The 19672-nt window shown below is 71.2% G+C and carries 19 protein-coding genes; 12 read left to right on the forward strand and 7 right to left on the reverse strand.

Going from position 1 to position 19672, the window contains the following annotated elements:
- Positions 1–22: 22 nt before the first annotated feature.
- The 3 genes from ACYVLJ_RS22750 to ACYVLJ_RS22760 form a co-directional block, all read right to left on the reverse strand.
- Positions 23–1294 (reverse strand): alginate lyase family protein, encoded by a 1272-nt coding sequence (locus ACYVLJ_RS22750; RefSeq protein WP_460440202.1) that lies wholly within the window; start codon positions 1292–1294, stop codon positions 23–25.
- 88 nt (positions 1295–1382) lie between these two features.
- Positions 1383–2090 (reverse strand): aspartate/glutamate racemase family protein, encoded by a 708-nt coding sequence (locus ACYVLJ_RS22755; RefSeq protein WP_451987010.1) that lies wholly within the window; start codon positions 2088–2090, stop codon positions 1383–1385.
- Positions 2087–3508, reverse strand: a complete 1422-nt coding sequence (locus ACYVLJ_RS22760; RefSeq protein WP_460440203.1) for an NCS1 family nucleobase:cation symporter-1 — start codon at positions 3506–3508, stop codon at positions 2087–2089. Before ACYVLJ_RS22760 ends, ACYVLJ_RS22755 begins: the two co-directional genes overlap by 4 nt.
- Positions 3509–3646: 138 nt before the next feature.
- Between ACYVLJ_RS22760 and ACYVLJ_RS22765 the strand changes: the two genes are divergently transcribed.
- Positions 3647–4324, forward strand: a complete 678-nt coding sequence (locus ACYVLJ_RS22765; RefSeq protein ID WP_460440204.1) for a GntR family transcriptional regulator — start codon at positions 3647–3649, stop codon at positions 4322–4324.
- On the opposite strand, the gene ACYVLJ_RS22770 is transcribed toward ACYVLJ_RS22765, so the two are convergent.
- Entirely contained in the window at positions 4300–4908 is a 609-nt protein-coding gene (locus ACYVLJ_RS22770) for a type 1 glutamine amidotransferase family protein (protein ID WP_460440205.1), read from the reverse strand. The two genes, ACYVLJ_RS22765 and ACYVLJ_RS22770, sit on opposite strands and share 25 nt — an antisense overlap.
- Positions 4909–4970: 62 nt before the next feature.
- Between ACYVLJ_RS22770 and ACYVLJ_RS22775 the strand changes: the two genes are divergently transcribed.
- The 4 genes from ACYVLJ_RS22775 (at position 4971) to ACYVLJ_RS22790 (ending at position 10097) form a co-directional block, all read left to right on the forward strand.
- Entirely contained in the window at positions 4971–6302 is a 1332-nt protein-coding gene (locus ACYVLJ_RS22775) for an aminotransferase-like domain-containing protein (protein ID WP_460440206.1), read from the forward strand.
- A 216-nt stretch (positions 6303–6518) separates the two neighbouring features.
- Complete coding sequence (locus ACYVLJ_RS22780; protein WP_460440207.1) at positions 6519–7679, forward strand: acyltransferase; 1161 nt, start codon at positions 6519–6521, stop codon at positions 7677–7679.
- Between the two features lie 91 nt (positions 7680–7770).
- The gene (locus tag ACYVLJ_RS22785; RefSeq protein ID WP_460440208.1) at positions 7771–9471 is read left to right on the forward strand and encodes a CTP synthase; all 1701 of its coding nucleotides are present in this window, start codon (positions 7771–7773) and stop codon (positions 9469–9471) included.
- The gene (locus tag ACYVLJ_RS22790; protein ID WP_460440209.1) at positions 9468–10097 is read left to right on the forward strand and encodes an NUDIX hydrolase; all 630 of its coding nucleotides are present in this window, start codon (positions 9468–9470) and stop codon (positions 10095–10097) included. The genes ACYVLJ_RS22785 and ACYVLJ_RS22790 overlap by 4 nt, the downstream gene beginning before the upstream one ends.
- Positions 10098–10118: 21 nt before the next feature.
- Here ACYVLJ_RS22790 and ACYVLJ_RS22795 read toward each other — a convergent pair whose 3' ends face one another.
- Positions 10119–10631: a DUF1707 domain-containing protein gene (locus tag ACYVLJ_RS22795; protein ID WP_451986996.1), complete on the reverse strand. Its 513-nt coding sequence runs from the start codon at positions 10629–10631 to the stop codon at positions 10119–10121.
- 105 nt (positions 10632–10736) lie between these two features.
- On the opposite strand from ACYVLJ_RS22795, the gene xerD reads away from it, so the two are divergent.
- From xerD to ACYVLJ_RS22825, 6 genes are all read left to right on the forward strand, one after another.
- Positions 10737–11639: a site-specific tyrosine recombinase XerD gene (xerD, locus tag ACYVLJ_RS22800; protein ID WP_460440593.1), complete on the forward strand. Its 903-nt coding sequence runs from the start codon at positions 10737–10739 to the stop codon at positions 11637–11639.
- A gap of 146 nt (positions 11640–11785) precedes the next feature.
- Positions 11786–12757: a ParA family protein gene (locus tag ACYVLJ_RS22805; RefSeq protein ID WP_451986994.1), complete on the forward strand. Its 972-nt coding sequence runs from the start codon at positions 11786–11788 to the stop codon at positions 12755–12757.
- Positions 12754–13176 (forward strand): cobyrinic acid a,c-diamide synthase, encoded by a 423-nt coding sequence (locus ACYVLJ_RS22810; RefSeq protein WP_451986992.1) that lies wholly within the window; start codon positions 12754–12756, stop codon positions 13174–13176. The genes ACYVLJ_RS22805 and ACYVLJ_RS22810 overlap by 4 nt, the downstream gene beginning before the upstream one ends.
- Positions 13176–14084 carry a segregation and condensation protein A gene (locus tag ACYVLJ_RS22815; RefSeq protein WP_451986990.1) on the forward strand — a complete coding sequence of 303 codons (909 nt, stop codon included), beginning with the start codon at positions 13176–13178 and terminating at the stop codon, positions 14082–14084. Before ACYVLJ_RS22810 ends, ACYVLJ_RS22815 begins: the two co-directional genes overlap by 1 nt.
- A complete protein-coding gene (gene scpB / locus ACYVLJ_RS22820; RefSeq protein ID WP_460440210.1) occupies positions 14081–14968 on the forward strand; it encodes an SMC-Scp complex subunit ScpB in 888 nt (295 codons plus the stop codon). The genes ACYVLJ_RS22815 and scpB overlap by 4 nt, the downstream gene beginning before the upstream one ends.
- Positions 14955–15707, forward strand: a complete 753-nt coding sequence (locus tag ACYVLJ_RS22825) for a pseudouridine synthase (protein ID WP_451986986.1) — start codon at positions 14955–14957, stop codon at positions 15705–15707. The genes scpB and ACYVLJ_RS22825 overlap by 14 nt, the downstream gene beginning before the upstream one ends.
- 57 nt (positions 15708–15764) lie before the next feature.
- Here the strand turns inward: ACYVLJ_RS22825 and ACYVLJ_RS22830 are convergent, their stop codons facing one another.
- Positions 15765–16571 carry an SAM-dependent methyltransferase gene (locus tag ACYVLJ_RS22830; RefSeq protein WP_451986984.1) on the reverse strand — a complete coding sequence of 269 codons (807 nt, stop codon included), beginning with the start codon at positions 16569–16571 and terminating at the stop codon, positions 15765–15767.
- A gap of 64 nt (positions 16572–16635) precedes the next feature.
- On the opposite strand from ACYVLJ_RS22830, the gene ACYVLJ_RS22835 reads away from it, so the two are divergent.
- Positions 16636–18477, forward strand: coding sequence for a Xaa-Pro dipeptidyl-peptidase (locus tag ACYVLJ_RS22835; protein WP_460440211.1), 1842 nt, complete (start codon positions 16636–16638; stop codon positions 18475–18477).
- On the opposite strand, the gene ACYVLJ_RS22840 is transcribed toward ACYVLJ_RS22835, so the two are convergent.
- Positions 18474–19667: a cation:proton antiporter gene (locus tag ACYVLJ_RS22840; protein ID WP_451986980.1), complete on the reverse strand. Its 1194-nt coding sequence runs from the start codon at positions 19665–19667 to the stop codon at positions 18474–18476. The two genes, ACYVLJ_RS22835 and ACYVLJ_RS22840, sit on opposite strands and share 4 nt — an antisense overlap.
- Positions 19668–19672: the final 5 nt, after the last annotated feature.

The following is a 19672-nucleotide window of genomic DNA, read 5'->3' on the forward strand; positions in this document are numbered from 1 at the left end:
CTATGCGGTGTTGTGTCCGGATTTATTTGAGCGGCGGGTCCAGCGGGAAGCACGAGACGCGCACGGGCCACGTGTCGCCGCCGGCCGGCAGCGGCATCTGCTTCAGCGCGGCGGCCGCGCCGGTGTCGTGGGCCTCTTCGGCCGCGGCGTGGAAGATGTCCGCCGCGATCGACTGGTCGAACACGCCGATCTGCTGGTGCGGCCAGCCCGCGGCGCCCTGCAGCGCGCCCGGGATCAGCTGGTCGACGACCTTGCGCAGCGTCACGCCGTTCGGCGCCCGGTACTTCCAGACGTCGACACCGAGGTTCTTGCCCAGCTCGGCCATCCGGCCCCACGCGGTGAGGTTGAAGTTGGCGTAGTGCCACGACATCGTCCGCGACAGCTCGAGCGGCTGGCTGCCGTCGGCGGCGAACTGCACCGGGAACCGGTTCTTCTCCGCGTCGAGGACGATCTTGCGCGCCGCGTCCCGCCGGCCCAGGTACGCGGCGATCGTCGCGTTCTGCATGTCGAGGAACGTGCCGTGGTTGTTGGTGGCGGCCAGTTCCAGCTTCGCCTGCGGGCTCGTCTGCATCCAGTCGAGGTACTGCGCGAGCCACGCCCTGACGCCGGAGCGGTCCTGGCCGGTCCAGCCCGGCGCGCCGGTGTCGAGGAGCGCGAAGACGTCGAGCACCTGGCTGAACGACTGCGTCGAGTCGATGATCCCGGTGCCGCTGACGGTGGTGCGGCACGGGACGATCTGCGAGTACGTCATGTTCGGGTTCATCTTGGTGGCCGGGTCGAGGAACCACGTCCGGACGTCCAGCGCCGCGCGCTTCGCGTACTTCGCGTCGCCGGTGTAGTACCAGGCGAGCGAGAGGTAGTACATCGCGTCCCAGGCCACCATCCGGTAGGTGTGGTCGGTGATCGCGTCGGCCTCGGGGTTGCGCTGGCCGTCCTTGTTGACGTACGGGCAGCCCTGCGGGTTCTCCGGCGTCTTCGGCTGGCTCGCCCACCAGTAGGGTGCCTGGCTCGTGTAGTCGTGCTTGTCGCCGCTCGGCGGCGCGGACGGCTTGTCCATGACCGACCACGGGCCCGCGGTGAGCGCGGTGTTCGCCTTGTCCAGCACGACCTTCAGCGCGTCCCGCTGGGCCGTGGACGCGTGGCCGCCGCGCAGCGCCTGCTTGATCCCCGCCAGCTTCGCCCCGTCGGTGACGACGGTGCGCGGGGGAGCAGCGGCCGTGGCTGTCCCGCTGACCGGGACCAGGAGCATGCTCGCCGACAGCGCCAGCGCGCCCAGAACGCGTAGCCTTCGCACTTCGACCGCCTTCCGGGGACGTCGAAGTCCCCACTCGTCACCGGGCGGCGGTACGGCAGGGGGATTCTGTCCGGCGGCGTGGGCGATGTCAATCGGGCCAGGTGCGGTGCTTGTCCAGCGGCTTGGCGTACGACCCGGCGCGGCTCGTGGTCAGGCCCAGCGCGACGAGCGACTCGGCCAGCCGGACGGCCGCCGCGACGCCGTCGATCACCGGGATGCCCAGCATCGTGGCGATCTTGCGGTCCAGCCCGGTCATCCCGGCGCAGCCGAGCACCAGCACCTCGGCCCCGGCGTCCCGCGCGCGGCGGCCCGCCGTGAGCAACGCCGACTCCGTCCGGCGCTCGTCGGTCAGTTCCAGGACGCCGAGCCCGGCGCCGGTGACCGTCACGCAGTTCCGCGCGACGCCGGCGGAGTGCAGGCTGTCCTCGATGAGCCCGCACGTCCGGTCCAAAGTGGTCACCACGCCGTAGCGGCGGCCGAGCAGGCAGGCCAGGTGCGCGGCGGCTTCGGTGATGTCGACGACCGGGACGTCCAGCAGCTCGCGGGCCCCCTCGCGGCCGTGCTCGCCGAAGCCGGCGAGCACGACCGCGTCGAACGGTTCTTCCAGGCCCCGCAGCAGGTCCAGCACCGCGGCGGCGGACAGGAAGCTGTCCAGCCAGCCCTCCGCGGACTCCGGTCCCCACTTCGGTGTCCGCGCCAGGATTTCGGTGCCCGGGCTCGCGGCGGCGCGTGCTCCGGCTTCGATCTCCTTCGTCATCGCCTCAGTGGTGTTGCAGTTGGTGACGACGATCCTCATCGGTGCTTCCTCGAAACCGCGAAGTACAAGGTCGCCGACGACGCCGTGCCGATGAACCACGAGTACGGCGAGGCCGGTGCGAAGAACGGCACCAGCGCGATCACCGCGGACAGCGCGGCGGTCGGGAAGAACGTCACCAGCGCACGGGGGTTCACCCGGGGGTAGATCCCGCCGTCGACGAACAACTGCGCGACGTCGACCTTGCCGCGCCGGATCAGGTAGTAGTCGACGATCATGATCCCGAACAGCGGCCCGAGGAACGCGCCGAGCCCGCCGAGGAAGTAGTTGACGACCGTGGGCGAGGAGTAGAGCTTCCACGGCAGCACGCACAGCGCGGCGACGGCGCTGATCAGCCCGCCGACGGTGAACGTGATCCGCTTCGGCCAGATGTTGGCCAGGTCGTAGGCGGGGGAGACGAAGTTGGCGACGATGTTGACGCCCATCGTGGCGATGGCGAACGTCAGCGCGCCGACGATCAGCACCGGCGTGCTGTGCACCTTGGCCAGCAGCTCGGCCGGGTCGGTGATGGCCTCGCCGAACACCTGCATGCTGCCCGCGGTGACGATCACCGACAGCAGCGCGAACGCCGTCGAGTTGATCGGCAGGCCCCAGAAGTTGCCGCGCCGCACCGTCTTCTGGTCCGGGGCGTTGCGGGAGAAGTCGCAGAAGTTGAGCATCAGCGTGCCGTAGGTGGCGAGGATCAGCCCGGCCGCGCCGAACCACTGGCGGATCTGCTCGCCCGTCGAGAGGTGTTTCGGGCTGCTGGTCAGGGAAATGTTCCAGTGGCCGGCGGCGAGGATCCAGACGGCGAGCGCGATCATCACGACCCAGATCGCCGGCCCGCACCAGTCCTGGAACTTGCGCACGGCTTCCATGCCGCGGGTGAGGATCAGGGCCTGGACGGCCCAGAGCGCGACGAAGCAGATCCAGCCGAGCGCGTGCAGACCGAGGAAACCGTGTTCGGTCAACGGTTTCAGGCCCGGGTCGATGGCGAGCACGAGCAGGGTGATGGCCACGCTCGCGAGGTAGGTCTGGATGCCGTACCAGAAGATCGCGATGATCGCGCGGATCAGCGCGGGCAGGTTGGCGCCGAACGTGCCGAAGCTGATCCGCGCCACGACCGGGAACGGCACGCCGGTGCGCTGGCCGATCCGGCCCATCAGGTTCATGCCGAAGTAGATGATCACGAAGCCGAACAGCAGGGCGGTGAACACCTGCCAGGCGGACAGGCCGAGCACGAACAGCCCGGCGGCGAAGGTGTAGTTGCCGAGGTTGTGCACGTCGGACATCCACAGCGCGAAGATGTCGTAGACCTTCCACCGGCGGTCCTTCGCCGGGGCCAGGTCTTCGTTCCAGAGCCGGGGATCCGGTGGCGCGGTCGTCTCTTGCTGGGCATCGGTGAGCGGGGCGGCGGTCATGCGAGCCTCCGATCGTCGTACTGTGACGGCGATTTGGGATACCAAAATTTGGCATCCCAAATATCACCCCCAGGCCCGCCGCCGTCAACCCTCCGGTCCGTAAACTCGTGTTACGAGCGTGTTGAAGAGAGGGGACCGGTGACGACGGCGAGCGAGCGGCAACCTCTCGCGGCCACCCGCCAGCGGGTGCGCGACGAGCTGCGCGAACGGATCTTGACCGGCCGGCTCCGCCCCGGTGACCGGCTGGTCGAGCGCGAGCTGGCCGAGGACCTCGGCGTGTCCAGGGTGCCCGTCCGCGAAGCCATCCGCAGCCTGGAGGCCGAGGGCTTCCTCGTCGAGCAGTCGGCGCGCCGGATCGTCGTCCGGCAGCTGGCGCGGGTCGACGTCGAGGAGCTCTTCGACGTCCGGGAGGCGCTCGAAGGGCTCGCCGCGGGGCGCGCCGCCGAACGGGCGGGGGCGCCGGAGCTGAAGCGGCTCGAGCGGATGCTCGCCGACTCGGCCCGCGCGACGGCCCGCGGCGACGCGGCCCGGATCACCGTGCTCAACTCGCGCTTCCACGACGAGATCGTGGCCATCGCGGGCAACGCCCTGCTCACCACGATGCTGCAGCCCCTGCAGGGCAGGCTCCGCTGGCTGACCAGCCAGAACGAGCACTGGACCGAACTGCTCGACGAGCACCGGCGGCTCTACGACGCGATCGCGTCGGGGGACGCGGAGCGCGCGCACGCCGAAGCCGTCGAGCACGTGCGGGTCAACCGCGAGGTGACGCTGAAGTCCCTCTTCGGCACGGATCAGGCCACGGCCGGTTCCAGGTAGGGCGTGACGTTGCCCAGCGCCCGCGCGACGTAGTCCACCTTCTCGCCGACCGGGGCGACGTAGTGCATCGCGCGCTCGGCGGCCTCGACCCCGTGGAGCCGGGCTATGACCCACGTGGCGAGGTAGGTCGAGGCCAGGCAGCCGCCCGCGGTGGCGAGCGTGCCGCGCGCGAAGAACGGCTGGTCCAGTACCTCGACGCCGGCCGCGAGCACCCACGGCTTCGTCGTCAGGTCGGTGCAGGCGGGCACGTCCTCGAGCAGGCCGAGCTTCGCCAGAACGAGCGTGCCGGAGCACTGCGCGGCCAGCAGCTGCCGGCCCGGGTCGAGGCCGCGCAGCACGGCCATGATCGCCGGGTCTTCGACGACTTCGCGGGTCTTCGCGCCGCTGCCGACGATCACGGCGTCGGCCGCGCACGCCGCCTCGAGATCGATCGCGGCGTCGATCGTGACCCCGTTCATCGACGTCACCCGGGGCGACGGGCTCGCGATCGACACCCGTGCACCGGGCACCCGGCTGAGGACGCCGAGCGCGATGAGCGAGTCGAGTTCGTTGAAGCCGTCGAAGGTGAGGATCGCGGTGTGCATGGCGGCAGGTTAGGACCGCCGATCCAGGACAGTCCACAAATTGTCCTGCCTACAATCGCCGGGTGCGGGTGCCGAAGTACAAGGGCGTGGTGGACGCGTTCGCCGCGCGGATCCGGGCCGGGCAGTGGCCGGCCGGAACGCGGCTGCCCACCCACCGGCGGCTGGCCGCCGACGAGGGCATCGCGGTCGTGACGGCGTCGCGGGTGTACGCCGAGCTGGAAGCGATGGGCCTGGTCAGCTGCGAGCAGGGGCGCGGCACGTTCGTCCGGGACCTGGCCGCCGGTGACGGCGCCGACGAACGGGCCGTGGCCGCCGACGTCGTCGACCTGAGCTTCAACTACCCCTCGGTGCCCGGGCAGGCCGACCTGCTGCGCCAGGCGCTGCGGGACCTCGCCACGGCCGGGGACCTCGACGCGCTGCTGCGCTACCAGCCGCACCGCGGCCGCGCCGAAGACCGGGCCGCCGTCGCCCGGCACCTGCGGCGGCGCGGCCTCGACGTCGGCCGCGAACGGGTGCTGATCGTCGACGGCGCCCAGCACGGGCTCGCGGTGACGGCCCTCGCCCTGTTCCAGGCGGGCGACGTCGTCGCGGTGGACGCCCTCACCTACCCGGGCTTCCGTATCCTCGCCCGTACGCTCGGCCTCGAGCTCGCGCCCCTGCCGGCGACCCCCGAGGGACCCGACCTCGACGCGCTCGACCGGCTGTGCCGCCGTCGCCGGGTCCGCGCGGTGTACGCGATGCCGACGCTGCACAACCCGCTCGGCTGGGTTCTCGACGCCGGGCGGCGCGCGCGGCTCGTCGAGATCACCCGGCAGCACGGCGTGACGATCATCGAGGACGCTTCGTACGCCTACCTCGCCGAGGACGCTCCGCCGCCGCTGGCGATGCTCGCCCCCGAAGCGACCGTCTACGTCTCGGGGTTGTCGAAGAGCGTCGCGACCGGACTGCGCGTCGGGTTCGTCGCCGCGCCGCCCGCGCTCGTGCCGGCGCTCGAGACCGCGATCCGGTCCACGACGTGGAACACCCCGGCCCTGACCGCGGCCATCGCCCGTCGCTGGCTCGACGACGGTACGGTCGACCGCCTCGAGGTGCGCAAGCGCGAAGACGCGCGGCGGCGGCAGGCCCTCGCCTCCGAGGTGCTGGCCGGGCTGCCGTGGACCGGGCACCCATCGTCGTACTTCCGGTGGCTCCCGCTCGCCCGGGACTCGCGGCCGGACCGGATCGTCGCGGAGCTGGCCCGCCGGCGGGTCGCGGTTTCGACGGCCGAGCCGTTCGCGACGACGACGGCCGTGCCGCAGGCGCTCCGGCTCGCCCTCGGCTCGGTGCGACACGCCGAACTCCGCGACGCCCTCGCGGCGGTCCGGCAGGCGGTCGAGCAGGACGTTTCCCGCTGATAACGAAAAGATGACGAAGGTCACGCTCGGTACCGGAAGGCTCACGTATTAACATGACCGGCGGCTGCCCGCTCCTTGAGCGGACGTGGCATATCCGACAGCCCGCACGAGCACGCCCAACAGGCGCTTCCCAGTGCCTTCATGGGAAATTCACAGAATGGGTGGCAAGTCTGACAACGTGAAGCACGCCGACGACGGTGCCGGAACGGCGGCACGATGACGACTGCCCAGGCCACTCTCGAAGCTCCCGCCCGGACCGCGAGACCGGGTGGCAAAGCGCCGTACCTGCACCAGATCGACCTCTTCCGGTTGATCACGTTCGCCTGCGTGATCCTCATCCACGTGGTGGGCGCGACGAACTTCCCGCAGGACGTCGGCGCCAACGCCGTCGAGACCCCGCTGCACTTCACGCGGGAGGCGTTCTTCGCGCTGACCGGGTTCGTGCTCGTGTTCCAGAACCGCGGCCGCGAGATCACCCCCGGCGACTTCTGGCGCCGCCGGCTGCCGCTGGTCGCGACGCCGTACCTGGCCTGGTCGATGTTCTTCTGGGCGTTCTCGCTGGTGACCGGCACGCAGCAGCCCGGCTCGCTCGAGGCGTCGATGACCCTGCTGCTCAAGGACCTCGTCACCGGCGGCGCCTGGTACCACCTGTACTTCCTGCTGGTGACGATGCAGGTGTACCTGCTGTTCCCGCTGATCATGAAGCTGCTGCGGGCGACCGAGGGCAAGCACAAGTGGCTGCTGCTCGGCAGCGGCGTCCTGCAGGTGGGCGTCACGCTGTTCATGACCTACCAGCCGTTCGGCGTGAGCTACGAGACGATCACCCACCTGTACGCCACCGTGCTGCCGTACCAGTTCTACACGCTGTTCGGCGCCGTCGTGGCCATGCACTTCGAGGCCGTGCACGCCTGGGTCGGCCGCCACCGCCTGCTGCTCGGCGGCGCCCTCGTGGCGGTGCTGGCCGGCACCGAGTGGTGCTACCTGCGCACCGTCCACAATGGAACGTTCCCGCAGGTGGCCAGCGACCCGTTCCAGCCGTACCTGATCCCGTGGTGCGTCACGGTGATCGCGGCGATCTACGCGTTCACGACGTGGTGGGCGGCGCGCCGCCGCGAAGGCGGCCGCGGGGCCCGCGTGGTCTCGTGGGCGGCGAACCGCTCGTTCAGCGTGTTCCTCGTCCACCCGCTCGCCCTGGCCTTCCTCGGCCCGGTGATCCCGCACGTCGCGGAGCGCTTCGGTGCGCCGTGGCTGAGCCTGGTGATCTACCTGGCGACGATCGTCCTGACGGTACTCATCGTGGAGGCGCTGCGGCGCCTGCCGGGCAGCCGCGCGCTCACCGGCCGGCCCCGGCTGCGGCTCGTGAAGGCCGCCGCCTGAGGTTCACCCGCGCGGGTGGCGTCGGTCATAACGGGCGCGTCGGGTGAGTCACGGCGCGCGGATCCGCGAACGTGGGATATGCTGGCGGCCCGTGGGACTTCAGTCACGGGCTACCAAGTACGTTTTTGTCACCGGGGGCGTCGCCTCCTCTCTGGGTAAGGGACTCACGGCTTCCAGCCTCGGTCAGCTCCTTACCGCGCGCGGGCTTCGCGTCACGATGCAGAAGCTCGATCCGTACCTCAACGTCGACCCCGGGACGATGAACCCGTTCCAGCACGGTGAGGTGTTCGTCACCGACGACGGCGCCGAGACCGACCTCGACATCGGGCACTACGAGCGCTTCCTCGACCGCGACCTCGACGGCAAGGCCAACGTCACGACCGGTCAGGTCTACTCCGAGGTGATCGCCAAGGAGCGCCGAGGCGAGTACCTCGGCGACACCGTGCAGGTCATCCCGCACATCACCGACGAGATCAAGTCCCGGATCACCGCCGCGGCCGAGCCCGACGAGAACGGCGTCTCGCCGGACGTCGTGATCACCGAGGTCGGCGGCACGGTCGGCGACATCGAGTCCCTGCCGTTCCTGGAGGCCTGCCGCCAGGTCCGCCACGACGTGGGCCGCGACCAGTGCTTCTTCCTGCACGTCTCGCTGGTGCCGTACCTGGCGCCCTCGGGTGAGCTGAAGACGAAGCCGACCCAGCACTCGGTCGCCGCGCTGCGCAACATCGGCATCCAGCCCGACGCGCTGGTCTGCCGGGCCGACCGCGAGATCCCCGAGGACCTCAAGCGCAAGATCGGCCTGATGTGCGACGTCGACACCGAGGCCGTCATCGCCTGCCCCGACGCGCGGTCCATCTACGACATCCCGAAGGTGCTGCACGGCGAGGCGCTCGACGCCTACGTCGTCCGCCGTCTCGGGCTGCCGTTCCGCGACGTCGACTGGACGGTGTGGGGCGACCTGCTGGACCGGGTGCACAACCCGAGCGAGGTCGTGCGGATCGCGGTCGTCGGCAAGTACATCGACCTGCCGGACGCCTACCTGTCGGTCACCGAGGCCCTGCGTGCGGGCGGGTTCGCCCACCGCGCCAAGGTCGAGATCGTCTGGGTCGCCTCCGACGACGCGCAGACCGCGTCCGGCGCGGCGTCGGTGCTGTCCGATGTGGACGGTGTGCTGATCCCGGGCGGGTTCGGCATCCGCGGCATCGAGGGCAAGGTCGGCGCGATCGAGTACGCCCGCACCCGCGGCGTCCCGCTGCTCGGCCTGTGCCTGGGCCTGCAGTGCATGGTGATCGAGGCCGCGCGGCACCTGGCGGGGATCAAGGACGCCGGGTCGTCGGAGTTCGACGAGAACACCACGCACCCGGTGATCTCGACGATGGCCGACCAGCGCGACGTCGTCGCGGGGGAGCGGGACATGGGCGGCACCATGCGGCTCGGTGCCTACCCGGCGAAGCTCAAGCCGGGGTCGCAGGTCGCCAAGGCGTACGGCACCACCGAGGTGTCCGAGCGCCACCGGCACCGCTACGAGGTGAACAACTCCTACCGCAAGCAGCTCTCGGACGCGGGCCTGGTGTTCTCCGGCACGTCGCCGGACGACCGCCTGGTCGAGTTCGTCGAGCTGCCCGCCGACAAGCACCCGTTCTTCGTCGGCACGCAGGCGCACCCCGAGCTCAAGAGCCGCCCGACCCGGCCGCACCCGCTGTTCAGCGCGTTCGTCAAGGCCGTGGTGGACCGCAAGGTCGCCGAGCGGCTGCCGGTCGAGCTGCCCGAAGCCCCGGTCGCGGCCCGATGACGGCACCGGGCGAGCACGAGTTCAGCGTCGCCTCGAGCCGGGACGTCCACATCGGACGCGTCGTCGGCCTGCGCATCGACGACGTCGTGATGCCGGGCGGGGACACCGCGGTCCGCGAGGTCATCGAGCACCTCGGCGCGGTCGCGATCGTCGCGCTGGACGAAGACCAGCAGGTCACGCTCATCCACCAGTACCGGCACCCGATCGGGCACCGGCTGTGGGAGCTGCCCGCCGGCCTGATCGACCACCTCGGCGAAGACCCGGTGGGCACGGCCAAGCGCGAGCTGGTCGAGGAGGTCGGGCTGGCCGCGTCGGACTGGGTGACCCTGGTCGACGTCGCGGCGTCGCCCGGCTTCACCGACGAGGTCGTGCGGGTGTTCCTCGCCCGCGGACTGTCCGATGTGGAGCGTGACGTGCTCGGCGAGGAGGAGGCGGACCTGGTCATCCGCAAGTTCCCGCTCGCCGAGGCGGTGCGGATGGCCCTGGCGGGCGAGCTGGTGAACGGCGCCACCGTGTCCGGCGTGCTCGCCGCGCACGTGGTGCTCTCGGGCGCGGCTTCGGCCCGTCCGGCCGACGCCCCGTGGGAGGACCGCCCGACGGCGTTCGCCAAGCGCAAGGAAGCCTGAGCCGGTCCGCTGCGTCCCGCGTCAGGGGCGCAGCGGACGGCCCTGGGCGTCGAGGCCGCCGTTGGCCAGCAGCACGATGCCGTCGATGATCGGCCAGAGGATGCCGATCCCGGTCACCAGGACGACGAACAGCTGCAGCAGGCCCAGCCCGACCTGGCCGGTGTAGAACCGGCCGGCGCCGAACGGCAGCACGATCTGCAGCACACCGGCCACCGTCTTGGACCGGTAGGAGTACGGGACCGGGCGGTACGGCATCGGGGCCGGTGGTGGCGCGTACGGGTTCGGGCCGTAGGTGGGTAGCTGCAGGGTCGGCTGGGCGTACATCGGCGCCGGCGGGCCGAAGAAGCCCGGGTGCGGGTGGGGCAGGTCGGCGAACAGCGGGCGCAGGTCGGCCACCGTCACCGCCGCGTACGCGTCCGTCACGCGCGTCTCGTACTCGTCCGGCGTGATGCGGCCCATGCCGAAGTGGTCGGCGAGCAGCCTCGCCGCCTCCTCCCGCTCGGCCGTCCCGATGCGGAGTTCGTCCGGCTCCATGAATCCAAGGTAACCGCGTGAACCCGAGAACGGGGTTTCTGCCGGGTCACGGACCCCGGGCGGCCTAAGGTGTTCCGCGTGGCAGGCGCGGGCAGCACGGCCGACGTGATCGCCGCGTACCTCGACCACCTGGTCGTCGAACGCGGGACCGCGCGCAACACCCTGGACAGCTACGCCCGTGACCTGCGCCGGTACGCCGCGCACCTCGACGGCGTGGGCGTCGCCAAGATCGTCGACGTCACGCCCGCGCACGTGACCTCCTTCGGCGCCGCCCTCCGGGAAGGCGACGACGACCACAGGCCGTTGGCCGCGTCATCGGCCGCCCGGGCGCTGGTCGCCGTCCGGGGGCTGCACAAGTTCGCCCACGCCGAAGGACTCACCGAGCACAACCCGGCCCGCGAGGTCCGCCCGCCGACGCCGGCGAAGCGGCTGCCCAAGGCGTTGCCGGTCGACGACGTCCTGCGGCTGCTGGAGACCCCGCCGCCCGACGGCGAACGCCCGCTGCGCGACCGGGCGCTGCTCGAGCTGCTGTACTCCACCGGCGCCCGGATCTCCGAAGCCGTCGGGCTCGACATCGACGACGTCGACGACGGCGAACGCACGGTGCTCCTGGACGGCAAGGGCGGCAAGCAGCGGCTCGTCCCGATCGGCCGTCCCGCGCTCGCCGCGCTGCACGCCTACACCGTCCGCGCGCGGCCCGCGCTCGCCGCGCACGGGCGCGGCACGGCGGCGCTGTTCCTCAACGCCCGCGGCAGCAGGCTTTCGCGCCAGAGCGCGTGGCAGGTGCTCAAGGACACCGCCGAACGAGCGGGGATCGCCGCCGCGGTCTCGCCGCACACGCTCCGCCACTCCTTCGCCACGCATCTGCTCGAAGGCGGCGCGGACGTCCGCGTCGTCCAAGAACTCCTCGGCCACGCTTCGGTGACGACGACACAGGTGTACACGCTGGTCACGGTCAACACACTGCGCGAGGTGTACGCGACTGCCCACCCGCGGGCACTGGGCTAGACGGCCCTGGAAACGCCGAAAGGCCTTCATAAGCTGCACCGACGGTCGAGTGACATTGCCCCGTCGAGTCCGGCGCGTTGCTTTGCCGGGGCTCCGGCTCCGCGCATAGGCTGCGTCGGACGCGACGAACAAGGAGCCTTCTCGCCATGTCGACACCGAACCAGCCGGCCCACCCGGCCGAGTCCGCCGGGTCGGCGGCGGCGAACCTGACCGACGTCAAGATCGCGACACCGGCCGTCCACGACGGGGACGACCCGCAGGAGCGCAACGGCAAGAAGGTGAAGCTCGAGGGGATCGGGCCCACCGGCCGGCCGATCCGCGAGATCCCCGAACCGCCGCCGCTGGAGAAGCACGGGCCCGCCAAGATCATGGCGATGTGCAACCAGAAGGGCGGCGTCGGCAAGACGACGTCGACCATCAACCTGGGCGCGGCGCTGGCCGAGTGCGGGCGCAAGGTGCTGCTCGTCGACTTCGACCCGCAGGGCGCGCTCGCCGTCGGTCTCGGCATCCAGCCGCACGAACTGGACCACACGGTCTACAACGCCATCATGGAGCGGTCGGTCAGCGCCACCGACGTGCTGATGAAAACCCGCGTCGACGGCGTTGACCTGCTGCCGAGCAACATCGACCTGTCCGCGGCGGAGGTCCAGCTCGTCGCTGAGGTAGGGCGCGAGCACACGTTGTTACGGGTCCTTCGTCCGGTCATGAACGACTACGACTATGTTCTTGTCGACTGCCAGCCCTCGCTCGGCCTGCTCACGGTGAACGCGCTGACCGCCGCGGACGGCGTGATCATCCCGCTGGAGTGCGAGTTCTTCAGTCTGCGAGGCGTCGCCCTCCTGATCGACACCATCGAGAAGGTGCAGGAACGCCTCAACCCCAAACTGGACATAGTCGGGATTCTCGCCACCATGTACGACCCGAGAACCCTGCATTCGAAGGAGGTCATGGCTCGCGTGGTGGAGGCATTCGGCGAGACCGTGTTCGACACGGTCATCAACCGCACCGTGCGGTTCCCCGAGACGACGGTCGCGGGTGAGCCGATCACGAGCTGGGCGCCCAAGTCGGCCGGCGCGGCGGCGTACCGCCAGCTGGCCCGTGAGGTGATCGCTCGGTGAGCAGGCGCGCTTCCCTGCCCGGAGCGTCGGAACTCTTCAGGATTACGACCAGCACCGCCAGCCCCGCCCTCGACCTTCCCCCGCAGGCGCCGCCCGCGCCCGCCGAGCCCGTCGAAAAGCCGAAGCCCGCGGGTAACGGCCGCGCCGAGCAGCTCGCCCGCAGCGCGGCGCCGCACGGGTCCGGCCGGACCAAGCACGACGCGAAGATCACCGTCTACGTCTCCGGCGACGAGCTCCTGGCGATGGAGCAGGCCCGGCTGACGTTGCGCGCGAAGCACGACCTGGTCGTCGACCGTGGCCGGCTGGTCCGCGAGGCGGTCGCGGTGCTCCTCGCCGACTTCGACCAGCACGGCGACGAGTCGGTGCTGGTCCAGCGGCTGCGGGTGGTCGGCTCAGACGGCGGCGAAACCGAGGGCTGATGGACGAGCCTGCCCCGGCACCGGCTCCGGCGGACGAGGTTCCCGAAGAACACCAGACGGTGCACGGCGGGATGATCCCCGAGGGCCTGAACACCGAGGAACTGAGCACGTCGAAGTTCAAGGTGCGGCTGGCCAACTTCGAGGGCCCGTTCGACCTGCTGCTGCAGCTGATCTCGCAGCACCAGCTCGACGTCACCGAGGTCGCGCTGCACCAGGTCACCGACGACTTCATCGCCTACACGCGGGCGCTGGGGACCGACTGGAACCTCGACGAGACGACGGAGTTCCTGGTCATCGCGGCGACGCTCCTGGACCTGAAGGCGGCGCGCCTGCTGCCGTCGGCCGAGGTCGAGAGCGAAGACGACCTGGCGCTGCTGGAAGCGCGTGACCTGCTTTTCGCGCGCGTGCTGCAGTACCGCGCGTACAAGCAGGTGGCGGCGCTGTTCGGCGAGCTGGAGCAGGGCGCGCTGCGGCGGTACCCGAGGTCGGTGGCGCTGGAGGAGCGGTTCATCGGGCTGCTGCCCGAGGTGATGCTGGGCGTCACGCCGCAGAAGTTCGCCGAGATCGCGGTGGCGGTGTTCCGCCCGAAGCCGCCGCCGACGGTGTCGATCGCGCACATCCACATGGGCCGCATCTCGGTGCGCGAGCACGCGGCGCTGCTGCGGGTGAAGCTGGCCTCACGCGGCCAAGCGACGTTCGGTGAGCTGGTCGACGACTGCGAGCACACGGTGGAGATCGTGGCCCGCTTCCTGGCCCTGCTGGAGCTCTACCGCGAGGCGACGGTCCAGTTCGAGCAGACGGAGGCCCTGGCGGAGCTGCACGTCCGCTGGACGGGCGGTTCGGTGGCGGAAGCCTCCGCGGCGGCCGAGCTGGACCGGTCCGCCGGAGACGAAGAGGAGTACGGGTGAGCCCCGAAGACAAGACGCCCGCGGCCGACGCGCCGGGCGAGGCCGCGGCCGAGCTGGCGTTGGACGAGGCACTGTCCGGCGAGCCGGTCACCGAGGACGGCGAGCCGCTCGAGCCGCTGGTCGCGGAGGCACCTGCGGTGGAAGAGCCCGCAAACGAGGCTCCCGCCGAGGAGGCTCCGGCCGACGAGCCTGCTCCCGCCGAGGAGACCCCTGCCGACGAGCCCGAGCCGTCGCTTTCACGGGAAAGCGCCGCGTCCGCGGACTCCGGAGACGCGCTCGACCCTGCTGATCCCGAGTCGGACCTCGTCGCCGCCGGGGACTCCGGCTCGCTTCCCGACGTCACCACCGACGAGGCTCTCGAAGCCGCGCTCGAAGCCCTTCTCCTCGTCGTCGACTCCCCGGCCAGTGAGGAATCGCTCGCCGAGACCGTCGACCAGCCCAAGGCGCGGGTGGTCGTCGCGCTGCGGACCATGGCGCAGAAGTTCACCGACCGGGCCTCCGGGATCGACCTGCGGCGCGTCGGCGAAGGGTGGCGGTTCTACACTAGAGACGTCTATGCCCCGTTCGTGGAGAAGCTCCTGCTGGACGGCCAGCGGTCGAAGCTGACCCGGGCCGCGCTGGAGAGCCTCGCCGTGATCGCGTACCGGCAGCCGGTGACCCGTGCGCGGGTCGCCGCGGTGCGTGGCGTGAACGTGGACGGCGTGATCCGGACGCTGCTCGCGCGTGGCCTCATCGAAGAGATGGGGACCGACCCCGAGACGACCGGCACGCTGTACGTGACGACCGAGCTGTTCCTGGAGCGACTGGGGCTGTCGTCACTGAACGACCTGCCCGCGATCGCTCCGTTGCTACCCGAAGTGGACACCATCGATGACATCCAGTGAACACCCCGACGGCGTCCGGCTGCAGAAGGTGCTTTCGCAGGCCGGCGTCGCCTCGCGGCGCGCGGCGGAGGACCTGATCGCCGCCGGCCGGGTCGAGGTGGACGGCGAGATCGTCACCGAGCTCGGCCGCCGCGTGCACCCCGACGAGGCGATCATCCACGTCGACGGCACCCGCGTGAACCTGCGCGACGACCTGATTTACCTCGCCTTCAACAAGCCCAAGGGCGTCCACTCGACGATGTCGGACGACCGCGGCCGCCCCTGCGTCGGCGAGTACCTGATGGGCCGCTACGAGGAGACGCCGGGCGTCGTCCACGTCGGCCGGCTCGACGAGAACACCGAGGGCCTGCTGCTCCTGACCAACGACGGCGACCTCGGGCACCGGCTGATGCACCCGTCCTACCGGGTGCTCAAGACCTACCTCGCCGAGGTCGACGGCCTCGTGCCGCGCGGGCTCGGCAAGGAGCTGCGCAAGGGCTGGGAGCTGCCGGACGGCCTGGTGAAGGTCGACCAGTTCCGCGTGAAGGACATGCACTCCGGCAAGTCGCTGGTCGAGCTCGTCATCCACGAGGGCCGCAAGCACATCGTGCGCCGGCTGCTGAAGGACACCGGCCACCCGGTGCTCAAGCTGGTCCGCACCGCGGTCGGCGACGTCCAGCTCGGCAACCAGCGCGTCGGCTCGATCCGGCGGCTGACCAAGGGCGAAGTGGGCGCGCTCTACCGCAACGTGGAGCTCTGAGCCGGTTTTCGGGAGTCCGGGTGGCGAAGCCCCCGGCCCGGGGCGAAGCCCCGGTTGTCACCGCACGGCGGTGACGAAGCCGCCGGCGGTCGCGTCGTCGTCCGACGGGCGGCCGTAGGCGGCGGCCAGCTCGGCGCGGGTGACCGTCGACGGCTCCCAGCCGTGGGCGGCCAGCCACTCCGGCGCGCGGCCGCCCAGCCCGCCGCGCCACAGCGAGGTCACGTGCTCGCCGCCGGCTGCAGCCTTCGCGCGGGCGATCAGGCTGTCCGGCGGGGTGCCCGGCCGGTGCTCGAACGCGATCCGGCTGTCCGGCGCCGACAGCTCGCCGACGGTGGTCAGCAGCCGCTCCGCCTCTTCGGGCGTCAGGTACATGAGCAGGCCCTCGGCCAGCCACGCGGTCGGCGCGGCCGGGTCGAACCCGCGTCCACGCAGCGCCGTGGCCCAGTCTTCGCGCAGGTCCACCGGCACGACGACCCGCTCGCAGGCGGGCGACGCGTGCTGCGCGGCCAGCACGTCGTCCTTGAAGGCCAGCACCTCGGGCAGGTCCAGCTCGAACAGCCGCGTGCCGACCGGCCAGGCGAGGCGGAACGCCCGCGTGTCCAGCCCGGCGGCGAGCAGCACCACCTGGGTGCAGTCGCTGCCGAGCAACTGGTCGTCGTAGAACCGGGTGCGGATCACCACCTGGGGGTAGAACAGCGTGCCCAGGTTGCCGGCGTTCGAGCCGGGCAGGGCCGCGCGGCCGGCCTCGAAGAACGCGGCCGCGTACGGGTCGTCGAACAGCCTGTCCGGGCGGCTGCTTTCGTAGGCGCGCAAACCGGCGACGCCGATGGCAGTGCGGCTCACGGCCGGGAGGGACTCCGTCACGTCCGCCAAGCTACCCACTTTCCGCCGTGGCGGGCGGCCGGACCGGCTCGCTAGCGTGACCGGCATGCGACTCGGGGTGGTGTTCGGGGTCCTCGCGGTGCTCCTGTCAGGTGCGGTCGTCCCCGCGGCCGCGGCGCCGGCGGCGAGCGAACCGGTTTACGACTACGCGAAGGCGATCCGCGAAACCGTGTGGGTCGACATCGGCCACGACGGGGACGGCGACGGGCAGCCCGACCGCGTCGCCGCCGACATCGTCCGGCCGAGCGAGCTGACCTCGGGCGTGCCGGTGATCATGGACGCGAGCCCGTACTACTCGTGCTGCGGGCGCGGCAACGAGAGCGAGCTCAAGTCGTACGACAGCGCCGGGAAACCGGTGAAGTTCCCGCTCTTCTACGACAACTACTTCGTGCCGCGCGGGTACGCCGTGGTGCTCGTCGACCTGGCCGGCACGAACCGCTCGGCCGGCTGCGCGGACGTCGGCGGGGCTTCGGACGTCGACTCGGCGCGCAAGGTCGTCGACTGGCTGAACGGCCGCGCGACCGGCTACAGCGCGAAGACCGGCGGCAATGCGGTGAGCGCGAGCTGGACCACCGGGAACGTCGGCATGATCGGCAAGTCCTACGACGGCACGATCGCCAACGGCGTCGCCGCGACCGGGGTCGCCGGGCTGAAGACCATCGTGCCGATCTCGGCGATCAGCTCCTGGTACGACTACTACCGCTCCGACGGCGCCACGTTCGGCTTCAACCCGGCCGGCCTCGCGCAGACCGTCGAAGCACGCAACAGCGGGCAGAACTGCTCGGCGCAGAACCAGGTCCTGACGGCCGGCGCGACGGCGAACGGCGACTACGGGCCGCTGTGGGCGGACCGCGACTACGTCTCCCACGCGGCGAACGTGCGCGCGAGCGTGCTGCTTTCGCACGGCGTCAACGACCTCAACGTCAAGACCATCCACTTCGGACAGTGGTGGACCGCGCTGAACGTCGAGAAGAAGATCTGGCTGTCGCAGACCGGGCACGTCGACCCGTTCGACTACCGGCGCGCCGACTGGGTCGACCTGCTGCACCGGTGGTTCGACCACTACCTGCTCGGGATCGACAACGGCGTGCAGAACGGGCCGCAGGCCAGCGTCGAGCGGCAGCCCGACCAGTGGGCGGACCAGAGCGCGTATCCGGCGGCGAACGCGGTGGCGACGACGTTGCGGCCGCACACCGGCGGCACGCTGGGCACCTCGGCGGCGACCGGGACGGCGTCGTTCACCGACAACCCGAACGTCGGCGAGGACACCTGGGTGACGAGCCCGGGCAGCGCCGCGCTGACCTACTCGACCGGGACGCTGGGGTCGGACCTGCAGGTCTCGGGGATCTCGACGATCACCGTGACGGCGACCCCGAGCACGTCCTCGGCGCGCGTGTCGGCGATCCTCGTGGACCTCGGCGCGGCGACGATCCGCAACTTCGCGGGCAGCGGCGAGGGCATCAAGACGGGGACTTCGGAGAACTGCTGGGGATCGTCGACGCCGGGCGACGACGCCTGCTACCGCGTGACGTCGGCCGACGTGAAGAAGGTGAACTACACGATCCTCAGCCGCGGCTGGGCGGACCTCGCGAACTACGCGTCGCTGTCGCAGGAACGGCCGCTGACGCCCGGGACGGCGTACACGATGACGTTCCGGCTGGCGGCCACGGACCACGTCGTGCCGCGCGGTCACGCCCTGGCGCTGATCGTCGGCGGGACGGACGGCAGCTTCATCCGCGGCCCGGCCCAGCCGGGGCGGGTGACGCTGGACCTGGCCCGGACGTCGGTGTCCGTGCCGGTGGCGGGCGTCCTGCCGGCCGCGTCGACCCACCCGGCCCTCGACGGCGGCGCGTTCGTGCCGTCGGCGAGCCGGGCGGACCTGCGCTAGTTCGCCTCGACCGGAGCCGTCTTGGTGGCCGATTTCCGTTGCAGGGCACGGGCGATCGGCTCGACGACCCGGGCTGCCGTCGGGCCGAGGATGGCCATCAGCAGGACGTACGCCGTGGCCAGTGCGGCCAGCTCGCCGTCGACCGCGCCCGCCGTCACCGCCAGGCCGGCGATGACGATCGAGAACTCGCCGCGGGCGACCAAGGCCGCTCCGGCGCGGGCCCGGCCCATCTTCCCGATGCCCTGGCGGCGCGCGGCCCACCAGCCGGTGCCGACCTTCGACAACGTCGTCACCACCGCCAGGGCCACGGCCCAGCCGAGCACCGGCGGGATCGACGCCGGGTTCGTGTTGAGCCCGAACACCACGAAGAACACCGCGGCGAACAGGTCGCGCAGGGGTTCCAGGAGGTGCGTCGCGTTCTCCGCCGTCGACCCCGAGATCGCGATGCCCAGCAGGAACGCGCCGACCGCGGCCGACACCTGCATCGCCGAGGCGAGCCCCGCGACCAGCAGCGCCGCGCCGAGGACCTTGAGCAGGAACACCTCGCGGTCGGGGCTGTCGACGGCGGCCGAGACGTACCGGCCGAACTTCAGCGCGATCACCAGCACCACGGTGATCACGAGCAGCGAGATCCCGACGGCCTCCAGCCCGCCGAGCAGCGACACGCCGCCCAGCACCGCGGTGAGGATCGGCAGGTACAGCGCCATCACGAGGTCCTCGAACACGAGGATCGACAGCACGACCGGCGTCTCGCGGTTGCCGAGCCGGCCGAGGTCGCCGAGGACCTTCGCGACGATGCCGGACGACGAGATGTAGGTGACGCCCGCCATCACCATCGCGCCGATCGGGCCCCAGCCCAGCAGCAGCGCGACGGCCGCGCCCGGCGCGGCGTTGAGGACGATGTCGAGCAGGCCCGCCGTCCAGGACCGGCGCAGGCCGGTGAACAGCTCGGCCGCGGAGTATTCGAGCCCCAGCAGCAGGAGCAGCAGCACGACGCCGATTTCGCTGGCCAGGTGCGTGAAGCCGCCGATGTCGGTCAGGGGGATCAGCCCGCCCGAGCCGAAGCACAGGCCGCCGAGCAGGTAGAGCGGGATGGGGGAGAGGCCGATCTTGCCGGCCAGGCGCCCGAGCGCGCCCAGCACGAAGAAGACCGCCCCCAGTTCGATCAGGGACAGCGCGGTGTGGTCCATGGTGG

Source organism: Amycolatopsis stemonae (genome assembly GCF_054781455.1).